6 protein-coding genes are annotated in these 12,349 nt (G+C 66.9%); all 6 read left to right on the top strand.

The features are described 5' to 3' along the window. The first annotated feature begins 1 nt into the window (after nt 1). A complete protein-coding gene (locus OG842_RS07615) occupies nt 2–1,423 on the top strand; it encodes a PIN-like domain-containing protein (RefSeq protein WP_266728677.1) in 1,422 nt (473 codons plus the stop codon). Nucleotides 1,424–1,515: 92 nt separating this feature from the next. Then, entirely contained in the window at nt 1,516–2,142 is a 627-nt protein-coding gene (locus tag OG842_RS07610; protein WP_266728675.1) for a hypothetical protein, read from the top strand. 124 nt (nt 2,143–2,266) lie between these two features. After that, nucleotides 2,267–6,124 (top strand): PglY protein, encoded by a 3,858-nt coding sequence (locus OG842_RS07605; RefSeq protein WP_266728674.1) that lies wholly within the window; start codon nt 2,267–2,269, stop codon nt 6,122–6,124. Further along, entirely contained in the window at nt 6,124–8,859 is a 2,736-nt protein-coding gene (pglZ, locus tag OG842_RS07600; RefSeq protein WP_266728672.1) for a BREX-2 system phosphatase PglZ, read from the top strand. The genes OG842_RS07605 and pglZ overlap by 1 nt, the downstream gene beginning before the upstream one ends. Beyond that, complete coding sequence (gene brxD, locus OG842_RS07595; RefSeq protein WP_266728670.1) at nt 8,856–10,187, top strand: BREX system ATP-binding protein BrxD; 1,332 nt, start codon at nt 8,856–8,858, stop codon at nt 10,185–10,187. The genes pglZ and brxD overlap by 4 nt, the downstream gene beginning before the upstream one ends. Then, on the top strand, nt 10,184–12,310 hold the full coding sequence (locus OG842_RS07590; protein ID WP_328512130.1) for a DEAD/DEAH box helicase: 2,127 nt from the start codon (nt 10,184–10,186) through the stop codon (nt 12,308–12,310). The genes brxD and OG842_RS07590 overlap by 4 nt, the downstream gene beginning before the upstream one ends. Nucleotides 12,311–12,349 lie beyond the last annotated feature (39 nt).

The raw sequence follows: 12,349 nt of genomic DNA, 5'->3' as shown, positions 1-12,349 counted from the left end.
CATGGCGTTCAAGGACGATCCGGCGGAGAACGGTACCGAGGCCGGAACAGGGCTCGGACGAGGGATCTTCGACTGCGACGGAGCCCATCAGAGCCCTCGAAAGAACGACTACGAGCGGGTCTTCCAGAGCGGGATGGTCGTCCTCGACACCAACGTGCTGCTCAACCTCTACCGCTCCAACGCCCGTACCCGGCAGGACACCCTGGCGGTGCTCACGAAGCTACGGGACCGGCTCTGGGTGCCGCACCAGGTGCTCACTGAGTTTTGGCGCAACCGCGAGCAGAAGTCCGTCCGCCACCACCACAGCACCAAGGCCAAGGAAACATCGGCGGCCTTGGAGCGGGTTCGGCGGTCCGCAAGTGACGCCGTCGATCGGTGGGTCAAGGACGTACGCCTCAAGCATGACGAAGTTGTCACCCAGCGGATCAACGAGAGTCTGTCCGCACTCACCGAGACCGTGGAGGAACTGCAGGGGATCATCGACGGTCAGGCCGAGCGCGACGCGCTGGAGGGCACGGCCGAGACCCACAGCGACCCCGTGCTCGTGGAGCTGGAGCCTCTCCTGTCGGGCCGCATCGGCGAGCCCCTGCCGACGGACGAGTACGACAAGGCCGTCCAGACGGCTCAGAAGCGGGCCGACGAGGAAATCCCGCCCGGGTACGAGGACTTCAAGACTAAGCCTGCCGAGCGGGCCGCCGGAGACTACCTGCTGTGGTTGCAGTTGCTGCAGGAGGCTCAGCGACGTACCTGCGATGTGCTGCTGGTGACGGGTGACGTCAAGAAGGACTGGTGGCAGCAGCGAGATGGTGACATCCCGGCGCGCCCCAGGGCCGAGCTGGTGGTGGAGCTGAGGGAGCAGGCAGGCGTGCGCCTCTACATGCTGACTCCGGCGGAGCTGCTCACCTGGGCCGAGCAGTTGCTCGAAGGGCTGCACGTCGACAAGGACTCGGTGGACGACCTGGAGCAGCTGCGCGGAGCGGACCGGGACGACGACGAGCTGGACGAAGGTTGGAGCCAGCAGTCGCTGGACGCGTTCATCGAGCAGCTTGTCGCGCGCTATCCGGCGCATGCCAAGGTGATCGTCGCCGCTGCTGCGAACGGAGGGTTCGTGGACCGGAACACGGTCTACGACCTCGCGGGCTACTCGCCGGATCGGCAGCTCAAGGGATTCACCCGGCCGGTCAGCACAGTGGCACGTGAGCTGGAGGACCTGGGGGTGCTGAGCGGCGAGGAGCCGTTCCTGCTGCACACCATCTACGGATCGCTGACGGAACCCTCCTGGGCCAGCGGATTCCGTATCCCGGACGAGACGATCCCGCTGCTTCGTGAGTCCTTCGAGGGCGGTCAGCTCTGGCCAGCTTTCTCCAAGGGCGGTGCTGAGTCCGCCGAGGAAGACAAGGCATCGGAGCGCGACGAGGCGTAGGCGATCGGCGTCCTCCGGCTGATTCGCGCCCTTGTCCCTGTCTTCCGCCCATGTCACACAGGTGGGGGAGTTACAGGAGACAAGGGGCGGTCATGGACGATGGTGCGGGGTGGAACGGGAAGGGGGCAAGTCCCTCGGCGTGGGCGCAGAAGCGCTTCGGTACACAGGCGAGCGGTCTTGTTGCGGGCGTTCCGAAGCGACTGACGCGGGCACATCAGCGGGCGAGGGCCGTCCATGCCGAGGCGAACCTCAAGAAGCGTGGACCGTACGGACACGTCCTGGCCGAAGCGGTACGCGAGGAGCTGGCCGATGAAGCCGTTGCCCTCGGCGGCACGGTCCGTGAGCTGCGCGGCTACGCCTACGCGGTGATCAACGGCCACGCCCTGTTTCCGTTCCGGTACGCCGACCGTGCTGTCCCACTCGATCGTGCCCGGTTGCGGGCCGATGTCTCGCCCCAGCGCAGGCGCATGCTGACCGCCCACGGGCCCGAGGCGCCGGAGGGACTCTTCCCACTGGACGACATTCTCACCACGGACGCCTACGAGGAGCTCCATGAGGCTTTCGAGGAGCTCGGGCGCACCACGAAGCTCGTCTCCGTGTTCTTCACCTCCGCGTGGGAGGACGGTATTCACGCCATCCACTGGGGCGACGCGCACCTCGACGGGGACCGGACGTTCATCTGGTCGCACGTCGAGCCGCTGACCCCGGAGAGGAGGTGACTCGAAGAGCCTTTGCTGATGTTTCCATCTCTTGGCTGGTATGCCGTGTGAGCTGGCAAGATAGGGGTGAGATGCGCGCAGCGCGGAATGTGTGAACCGCCGAGTGAGGGAACGAGAGTCACCGATGCCCACGAATGAGCTCTTCCTGCGGGATGTCATCGACATCAAGGAAGACGTCCATGCCGGCGATTTCAAGGTGGAGCTCACTGGTGGCTTCACCGAGACCGATGCCCGGGTCGCCGAGTATGTGGTCACCGACCAGCTCAAGGCGGCCTTCGGTAAGGCCCTCGGGATCGTGCGCGCCGCTGCGCGCAGTGGTAATTCGCACGCCGCCTACCTCCACGGTTCGTTCGGTTCAGGTAAGAGCCACTTCCTGACCGTGCTGCACGCGGTGCTGAACAACGTGCCGGCTGCCCGTGCCAAGCCGAGGCTCCAGGAAGTCATTGCCGAACACGACGACTGGCTGAAGGGCAAGCGGTTCCTGATGGTGCCGTACCACCTCGTCGGCTCGACCGACCTGGACTCGGCACTGCTCGGTGGGTACGTCGCTGAGGTGCGGCGGCTCCACCCTGATGCGCCCGTCCCGCCCGTCTATCGAGCGGACTCCATGCTCGCCGACGCGGAGAGGTTTCGCGGGGCGATCGGTGACGCGGCCTTTGCAGAGTTGCTGCCTGTGACCGGTGGCACGTCCGATGTGGTCGAGGACGATCTGGATGTGATCGACGGGGCCACCACGCAGTGGACACCGGCCGAACTGCACCGGGCCTTCGCCGCGCTCGCCGGTGATCCTCTGCGGGATCGTCTGGTCTCCGCACTGCTGACCGGGCCGATGTCTTCGTACGCCGAGGGCGCCCGAGGCGATGCACACGCGTTCCTGCCGCTGGAGAACGGTCTCGCCGTGATCAGCCGGCACGCCAAATCCCTCGGCTATGACGGCATCATCCTCTTCCTCGATGAGCTGATCCTCTGGTTGCAGGCACACATGTCGAACCGCGAGAAGGTGAACTCCGAGGTCAGCAAGTTGGTCAAGCTGATCGAGTCGGGGGACAGCGCGCGGCCGGTACCGATCGTTTCGCTCATCTCCCGACAGCGCGATCTCTCCCAGCTCGTCGGCGCCGATGTAGTGGGCGCGGACGTGAAGAATCTGGAGCAGCAGGTCGAGTACCTTGCCGGGCGCTTCGACGTGATCAGTCTTGAGGACCGCAATCTGCCGGAGATCATCAAAGAGCGCATTCTCAAGCCCAAGGACCAGCTCGCCCGGGCTGCTCTCGATGATGCCTTCGCGACCATCGAGTCGAGCAACTCGCAGGTCAAGGATGTTCTGCTCGACGCTCATGGTGCGACGCATGCTGATTGGGCAGACTTTCGGGCGGTATATCCCCTTTCGCCTGCACTGCTCAATGTTCTTGTGGCGCTTTCCGGTGCCCTGCAGCGCGAACGTACTGGTCTCAAACTGTTGCAGGAGATGCTTCGGAGGCGGCGCGGGGACATCAAGCTGGGCGAACTGATCCCGCTCGGTGATCTGTGGGACGTGCTCTCGGACGGTACCGGGGAAGCCTTCACCGACCGCCTCAAGAACGAGGCCGAGGCCGCGCACACCTTCCACGCCAAGGTCCGGGCACACCTCCTGGAGAAGTACGGCTCCGAGCAGAGCGAAAAGTTCATCGCCGACGACCGGTTCGTCAAGACCCTGCTTCTTGCCGCGCTCGCCCCCGACGTCCCGGCGCTCAAGAGGCTCACCGGCGGGCGGATCGCCGCGTTGAACCACGGCTCGATCCGCTCCCGTACCGTCGCTCCCGGGTCGCTCGTGGTGACCCGACTGCGTGAGCTGCAGGCCGAGTTCGGCGAAATTCGCGCCGATGGCGACCAGGACCCCGTCTTCACGCTTCACTTGTCCGACCTGGACATCGAGCCGCTGCTCGACATGGTCGCCGACGAGGACAGGACCGGAGCCCGGCGGATCTGGGTCAAGGACCAGTTGTGGAAGGCGCTCGGACTCAAGGACTCCGGAGCCTTCGTGTGTGAGCACGACATCGTGTGGCAGGGAACGAAGCGCACCGCCGAGTTCGTCTTCGAAAACGTCCGTGACACCGCGCAGCTTTCCGCTGACCAGTTCCGCCCAGGCGTGGACGGGCGGGTCCGGTTCATTCTGGACTACCCTTTCGATGACGGTCAGCACTACCCGAATGACGATGCACAGCGCGTCGAGGCGCTCCGGTCCGAAGGGCTCATGGCTCCGACGCTGGTCTGGCTGCCCTCGTTCTTCTCCGAGCAGAAGAGTGCCCAGCTCGGGCGGCTGATCAAGATCAACTATCTGTTGGAGCGGGACCGGCTCGACGACTATGCAGGGCACCTCCACTCCGACGACCGGGTACGCGTGCGCCACCAGCTCGCAGCCCAGCGCGACACCCTCACCTCACAGCTCACCGCGACGCTCGCTCAGCTGTACGGCATCGCGAAAGTGGACGAGAACAGCGTCTCCGCGGAGGTGAGCGAGGGAAAGCACATCCTGTCGCTGCTGCCCGAGTACGCGAGGCCGCAGCTGCAGGGCGGCAAGTCGTTCCAGGACAATCTGCAGCACCTCGCCGACGGTGTCTTTCGCGCTCTCTACCCCAAGCACCCGGACTTCAGCAGGACCGGAGACCGCAAGGCTGTCAGTCTCGCAGAGCTGAAGACCGCTCTGACCTGGATCACCCGTGCCATGGACGACGGCGGCCGCCGTATCGAGGTCGACAGCCACCATCTCAAGATCGTCAAGAGAATCGTTGAACCGCTGGAACTCGGCCAGGTTCATGATGGTCCGCTGGTTCTGCGCAACGACTGGCGTGCGCGTATCAACCAGGCTGCCCACCAGCACCGCCCCGGAGTCGAGGACCTGACGGCCGAGGAGGTCCGCACCTGGATCGCTGAGGATCTCGGCTGGACCGGCCTGGACAAGAACACCAGCAGCCTGATCATCGCGACCTACGCGCTGCTCGACGATCGTGCCTGGACCTACCACGGCAGCCCGCTGCCCCAGCCGCCCGAGTTGGAGCGCATCGGCGCCGGCTACGGGCTGCGAGCACAGCAGTTGCCGACCGACGAGGAATACGCGACCGCGAGGGTGCGGGCGGCAAAGCTCTTCGGTGTGGCCGTCCAGCCGAATTTGTTCGCGCGCAATGTGAACAAGCTTTTCACCGGCGTCAGCGAGAAGGTCGCGGAATACGAGCAGTCCGTCAACGCCTTGCGCACCTCGCTGAGCAGGCACGCGGAGGCACTCGGTATGGACCGGGAGACCAGCGAACGGCTGTCCTCCGGGAAGGATGCAGCGGACCTGCTTGCCCGCCTCGGGCGCCACCGGGACGCGACCGCGCTCGTACAGGAGCTGGCAGGTGCCTCCCACGACACCGGTGACACTATGCTTGCCACCGCAATCACCTCGGCAGGCGATGTCCTCCAGGCGCTCGACGACGCGGACTGGGCGCTGCTGGGCGGTGTGCGGGGGTTTGCGGGGCGGCAGGACAGTGTGGGTGAACGGGCCGAACGGCTGATCGCGGAGATCGCCGAGACCGCTGCGACCAGCGAATTCGAGCGCTCGCTGATCCCCGTACTCGGGTCCATCCGGGCCAAGGCCGTGGTCCTGGTCCAGGACGCGGCCCGGCTGACACAGGTGGAGACGCCCGTCACACCGCAGCCGGTGGCGGTTCCCGAACCGCCCGCCGCCGACGACGTATCCCTCACCCAGCACGGCAGGCCGTCCGTCCCCTCCAGTGACCCCGCCCCGTCAACGGCCCCCGGTCAGCCGAGCACGGGCCTCTCCCGTACGGTCAGGCTTCAGCCCAGCCACGTCGAGAACTCGCTGAACAAGGCCATCGACAATCTCTGGGACGAGATCCTGGCCTACTCGGCCGCGCACCCCGGCATGGCTGTGGAGATCACGTGGCAAGTGGTCCCTGCCGAGGACGGCACCACCAGTTCCACCGAAGACGAGACGCAGTCCTGATGGCTCTGCGGCCGCTCATCGACCGGCGGATCGTCGAGGCACTTCTGGAGACCGAGCTGCGCCGTGCCGCGGACTGCAGACTTCTGCTCGTCAACGCGCGGTACGACAGCACGGCTCCGACGGAGTTCACCGCCCGCGTCGATGGCAGGCAACGGCCGGTGAGGGTCACCGACCAGGACTCCGTCCTCGGGATCGTCGCCGCGTGGCAGGAGCTCCTGGACGGCTCGGAAACCGATCGGCTGCTCGTCGTCACCAGCGATGTTCCAGCAACTGCTCTGGGCTGGGATGTACGCGCACACGCGGTGGGACGCCGCAGCCTCAGCGTCGACCGGGCCGAGATCGTCAAGCAGTTGTTCGGTGCTACCGACCTCGATCCCCGGATGATCAGGGAGACGTGGCTGCTCACGGCGCTGCTGGAAGCCGAACCGGTGGACGGCTGGCCGCGCAGCGGCTCGGTTCTCACCCGGGACGCCGCAGTACGGGCGCTGATCGGCGAGCGGCTGGGCCTCGGGCGTGGTTCCACGGGCCACCGCCTCGAACTGGACACGAATGCCCTGCTCGCCTGGTCCCGGACGACAGCCGGTCCTGCCCGGTTCCGGGAGCTGCCGGAGGCAGAACGCGAGGGCCTGACAGCTTGGCTCACCGGCACCGTCGGAGCAGCCGCGCCCACTCTTCTCTCTTTGGTCGCCGATGGCCGGGGGCAGGACGCGATGGCACTCGGCGTGCTGGGCTCCGTACTGAGCGCACCAGAGGCCCCTGCCGGGACAAGCTTCGCGCTCGGGGGCCTTTTCGGCTCTACCCTGCGCTCGGTGGATGACCTGCCGAAGTTCACCGCCTCGGTGATCGGTACCCTCGCCCGCTGGATCGCCGAGGCCGAGGTCAGTACTCCTGCAGGCGCCGAGGCGCGCCAGCGCGTGTACGCCGTGCTCGACCGGGCCGACGAACTCGCCTCCGAAGCAGGGCTGGGGCAGGCGCTGCGCGTCGACCCGCTATTGCCGTCGGGCTTCAGGGCGCGGCTGCGGGATCTGGCCGCCGCTCTCCCGGATTCCTCCAAGGCGGCCGAGGCTGCTCTGGACCAGGTACTGGCACACCAGCTGGCACGCCTGCACCCGGCGAGCTGCGAGGCGGCGCGGATGGCAGTGAGGGTGGTGCGGTGGCTCGATGGGCCGACTCCGACCGCCGAGTCCGTTGGCCAGGCCGTCGGTGAACAGTTCGCCCAGTGGGGGTGGACCGACCGGGCGCTGCGTGTCCTGGCGGCCGGGGACCCCATGGGTGATCCGGTCGTGGGGCAGGCGTACCACCTGCTCATCGGTCATGCACGAGCACGGCGCAGCGCTCTCGACGAGCAGTTCGCCGTACGCCTGGCCGGCTGGACACGCACCGCGTCGTCCCAGGCGCCGGGGGGAGCCCTCCTGATCGAGGACGTACTCAAGACGCTGGCGGTGCCGCTGGCATCCGGAACGAGCCCGCTCGTGCTCGTGCTGGACGGCATGAGCGCCGCGATAGCGGCCCAACTGGGCGACGAGGTCGACCGCCGGGTATGGACCGAGATCGTTCCAGCACCGCAGGCTGCCGTTCCTCCGCGACGCCATGCCGCCGTTTCCATGCTGCCCTCCGTCACCACCATCAGCCGCGCATCCCTGCTCTCAGGGGAACCGACCAACGGCAAACAGGCCGCGGAGACCAGTGGGTTCGAGGCGTTCTGGAAGCGGCATCGGCGCGTCGGCAGGCTCTTCCACAAGGGGGAGATCGGTGGCGCCGAGGGACATCGACTCGCCCCCGAACTGCTGGATGCGCTTGCCGGGGACGCCATCGTTGCCGTCGTTCTCAACACCATCGACGACGCCCTCGACCACGGGCAGGAAGGCGAGCGGACCAGCTGGCGGCTGAGGGACATCAGTCACCTGCTGGATCTGCTCAACGCGGCACGCGGATATGGCCGTCCCGTCATGCTCGTATCCGACCACGGGCATGTGCTCGATCGTTCGCCTCAAGGGCAGGGGCCCCTGAAGGCGCCCGGGGCACAGAGCGCCCGCTGGCGTACCGGCGAGGCGGGCGAAGGCGAAGTCGAGCTCAGCGGCCCGCGGGTGAGGGAAGGCGGCGGCACCATCGTCGCGCCGTGGCGCGAGGACATCCGATACACGCCACGCAAAGCCGGCTACCACGGCGGTGCCGCGCTCGCCGAGGTGACCGTGCCCGTGATCATGCTCGTTCCGTCGCAGGAACTGCTGCCGTCCGGCTGGGTGGTACTGCCGAACGAGCAGACCGTGCCAGCCTGGTGGCGGGCCGGCAACGACACCGCAACAGCACCTGCGGAGACCGAGGAGCCGACGGCACGTAAGCCTCGGCGCCGCGCGGAAACCCAGGCCGGCGAGGCGCTGTTCGCCGCTGACGAAGTGACACCGGCGATGCTGACACTCGGCGGAAAGGTCGTCGGCTCGCAGCGCTACAAGACACAGCGGAAATTCGTACGCCGCCCGCCGGACGGCAAGGCTGTCGTCGCCGTCATCGATGCGCTGGCCGACGCCGGTGGCAAACTCACCCCGGACGCCGTGGCCGCAGCGGCGGCCGAGGCCACCGGCCGGTCGCAGCGAAACGCGGAAGTCTTCGTCACCGTCGTGCAGCGGCTCCTGAACATCGAGGGATACGGCGTGATCAACCTGGTGGACGCGGGGCGGACCGTGGAACTCAACATCCCGCTCCTGCAGGAGCAGTTCGGAACGGAGCAGCCATGACCGGTGCAACCGAGGTCAGCGCGGCACGCCGCCGCGAAGTGGTGGACGCCCTGCGCCGTGGAACCGTTCCCCAGTCCGGGCTCGATCTCTTCGCAGTCGGCCTTGACCATTTCAGCGGGGCGCTGAACGACGACATCGCGACCGTCGCACGGGGTGGATCCGCTTTTCACGCCATCCGTGGTGAGTACGGCTCCGGCAAGACCTTCTTCGCCAGGTGGCTGGCCGAGCGGGCCAAGCGTGCAGGCCTTGCCACCACCGAAGTGCAGATCTCCGAGACGGAGACACCGCTGCACCGGCTGGAAACCGTCTACCGCCGACTCACGGAGCGACTCACCACCGCCACCCACCAGCCCAGTGCGCTACGGGCCGTGATCGACTCGTGGTTCTACACCCTCGAGGAGGAAATCCTCGACGCGGGTGAAGTGGAGGACGACGACGAGAAGGCCCTCGGGACTGCCGTCGACGCACTCATGGAGCAGCGCCTCGCCGAGGTCGCACGCACCACTCCCGCGTTCGCCGCAGCCCTTCGCGGTTACCGCGAAGCGAGGGCTGCCGGGGACGCCGCTACGGCCGAGGCGCTCATCGCGTGGCTGGGCGGTCAGAAGTCGGTCGCATCCTCCGCGCGGCGTGCAGCCGGTGTGCGCGGCGATCTCGACCACTTCGGCGCACTGGGCTTCCTCCAAGGGCTCCTGACCGTGCTGCGGGACTGCGGCCACCCCGGGCTGCTGGTGGTGCTCGACGAGATCGAGACCCTCCAGCGCGTACGCGGAGACGTGCGCGAGAAGGGCCTCAACGCCCTGCGGCAGCTGCTCGACGAAATCGACACAGGCCGCTTTCCCGGCCTCTTCCTGGTGATTACGGGGACACCCGCCTTCTACGACGGACAGCAGGGCGTGCAACGGCTCCCCCCGCTTGCCCAGAGACTCGCCACCGACTTCACGACCGACCCGCGATTCGACTCACCGCGCGCCGTGCAACTGCGGCTGGCCGGATTCGATCTGCCCCGGCTCGGGGAACTGGGGCGGAACGTACGCGACTTGTACGTGGGAGCGGCCCGGAACCCCGAGCGGATCGCGGCGCGGGTCGATGACGCGTACATCGGTGAACTGGCCGCCGCGGTGACGGGCGGCCTCGGCGGGAAGGTCGGCGTGGCACCGCGGCTGTTCCTGCGCAAAATCGTCGCCGATGTGCTCGACCGGGTCGATGAGTTCGACGAGTTCGATCCTCGGCTGCACTATGCGCTCACCGTGTCCAGCGCCGAGCTGAACGAAGTGGAGCGCAACGCGGCGGCGTCGAGTGCGGGCGACATCGAACTGGAACTGCCGTGAGCCCCCTCGATGATCTGGATCCGGTCCTGGTGCACCACATCGTCAACTCCCTCGGGTGGCGCGGACTGCGCCCCCTGCAGGAGGAGTCGATCGGGCCTGTCATGGCCGGGGAGGACACCATTCTGCTGGCTCCCACAGCGGGGGGAAAGACCGAGGCGGCCAGTTTTCCTCTGTTGTCGAGAATGACGGCGGAACGCTGGTCGGGGACGTCGGTGTTGTACGTGTGTCCCCTCAAGGCCCTGCTCAACAATTTGCTACCACGGCTCGAGACGTATACCGGCTGGCTCGGGCGTACTGCGGCTCTCTGGCACGGGGACGTGACCGCCGGGCGGCGAAAGAGGATCCTGGCCGACCGGCCGGACGTGCTGCTCACCACACCGGAATCTCTCGAGGCGATGCTGGTCAGTGCCAACGTCGATCACAGAGCATTCTTCTCGGGTCTGCAGGCGATCGTCGTGGACGAAGTCCATGCGTTCGCCGGCGACGACCGCGGGTGGCACCTGCTGGCAGTGCTGGAGAGGCTTCAGAAGACAGTAGGCCGCCCCGTGCAACGCATTGGGCTCTCCGCGACCGTTGGCAATCCTGCCGAGCTGCTCCACTGGCTCCAGGGTTCGGCTGCGGGCCGCCGTTCGGCTCGTGTGGTCGCACCGCATCTCGACGAGCCGCGACAGCAGGGTGCACATGCGGTGCCGGGTGACATCGAACTTGATTACGTCGGTTCGGTCGAGAACGCGGCGACTGTGATAGCGGCACTCCATCGGGGTGAGAAGCGCCTCGTGTTCTGCGAATCGCGCCGCCTGGTCGAAGAGCTGGGCGAAAAGCTCCGCCTGAGAGGCGTGACCACGTTTCTGTCGCACGCCTCTCTGTCGGTTGACGAGCGACGCCGTGCGGAGCAGGCATTCGCCGACGCGCGCGACTGCGTCATCGTTTCGACCAGCACGCTGGAACTCGGCATCGACGTGGGCGACCTGGACCGAGTGATTCAGCTCGATGCCCCCATGACGGTGGCATCCTTCCTGCAGCGTCTCGGACGTACCGGCCGCCGGGCGGGGACCAGGCGCAACTGTCTGTTTCTCGCGCTCACCGAGGATGGACTTCTCGCCGCAGCGGCTCTGTTGCTCCAGTGGAAACGGGGTTGGGTCGAGCCTGTCGTCGCGCCCCCGGAGCCCCGCCACATCGTGGCTCAACAGCTCCTTGCTCTGTGTCTCCAGGAACACCAGGTGGGCGACAAGCTGTGGCAGGAGTGGTGGAACGGCTTCGGTCCCTTCGGGCAGCCGGCCGAGCCGATCGTGCGCCATCTCGTGGAAGAGGGATACCTGGACCAGGACGGCGGCATGCTCTTCATCGGTCCTGAGGCGGAACGACGCTTCGGGCACCGGCACTTCATGAATCTCACGGCCGTCTTTACCTCACCTCCCCAGTTCACCGTGCTGCAGGGGCGCAGTGAGATCGGCAGAACCGATCCCGATCTGCTCACCGAGGAGATCTTTGGGCCGCGCAAGCTGCTCCTCGCAGGTCGGAGCTGGCTCGTGACGTACATCGACTGGCATCGCAAACGCTGCTTCGTCGAGCCGACCGACAGCGGAGGGAAAGCCAAGTGGAGCGGTCTTGGCTTCGAACGTGCCACTTCTTTCGAACTGATGCGAGCCATGCGTGAGGTCCTGCTGGGGGTTGACCCGGACGTAGCCCTCTCGAAGCGTGCGGTCACGGCGCTCGCTGAGGCGCGGGACCACTTCATGGATGTTGTGCACCCGGGCGGCACACTCATCACTCGCACTTCCGGCGGGCAGGTCCGCTGGTGGACCTGGGCAGGTCACCGAGCGAACGCCACGCTCGCGGCGACGCTCGGCACCGTTGTTGCGCCCGCCCAGCGGGTGAACGACTGCTGGATTCGGCTTCGGGAGGATGTAGACCGGCAGCGCTGGAAGCAGGCTGTGGCCGATGTGTCGGACCAGCTCTGTCTGCCCGACGTCGACCAGCGGGCCGTAAAGGGGCTGAAGTTCGGTGAGGCGCTTCCGCCTCGCCTTGCGCAGGCGACTCTGGCGACGAGGTTTGCCGACCTCGAGGGTGCACAGGCCGTCCTGGAAGCGCCGGTCAGATTTGTCACCCTGCCCCCTTCCTGACGCCTTTCTGACTTCGAGTTCATCGCGATATGGCACCGC

This window comes from Streptomyces sp. NBC_00376 (assembly GCF_036077095.1).
Classification (GTDB): Bacteria; Actinomycetota; Actinomycetes; order Streptomycetales; family Streptomycetaceae; genus Streptomyces.
This window is presented reverse-complemented; position numbering and strand designations above follow the sequence as displayed.

Bases quoted from the DNA above. Each gene is read 5' to 3' on its own strand.
- brxD (WP_266728670.1), top strand. From the start codon at position 8,856: ATGACCGGTGCAACCGAGGTCAGCGCGGCACGCCGCCGCGAAGTGGTG.
- OG842_RS07610 (WP_266728675.1), top strand. From the start codon at position 1,516: ATGGACGATGGTGCGGGGTGGAACGGGAAGGGGGCAAGTCCCTCGGCG.
- OG842_RS07605 (WP_266728674.1), top strand. From the start codon at position 2,267: ATGCCCACGAATGAGCTCTTCCTGCGGGATGTCATCGACATCAAGGAA.
- OG842_RS07615 (WP_266728677.1), top strand. From the start codon at position 2: ATGGCGTTCAAGGACGATCCGGCGGAGAACGGTACCGAGGCCGGAACA.
- pglZ (WP_266728672.1), top strand. From the start codon at position 6,124: ATGGCTCTGCGGCCGCTCATCGACCGGCGGATCGTCGAGGCACTTCTG.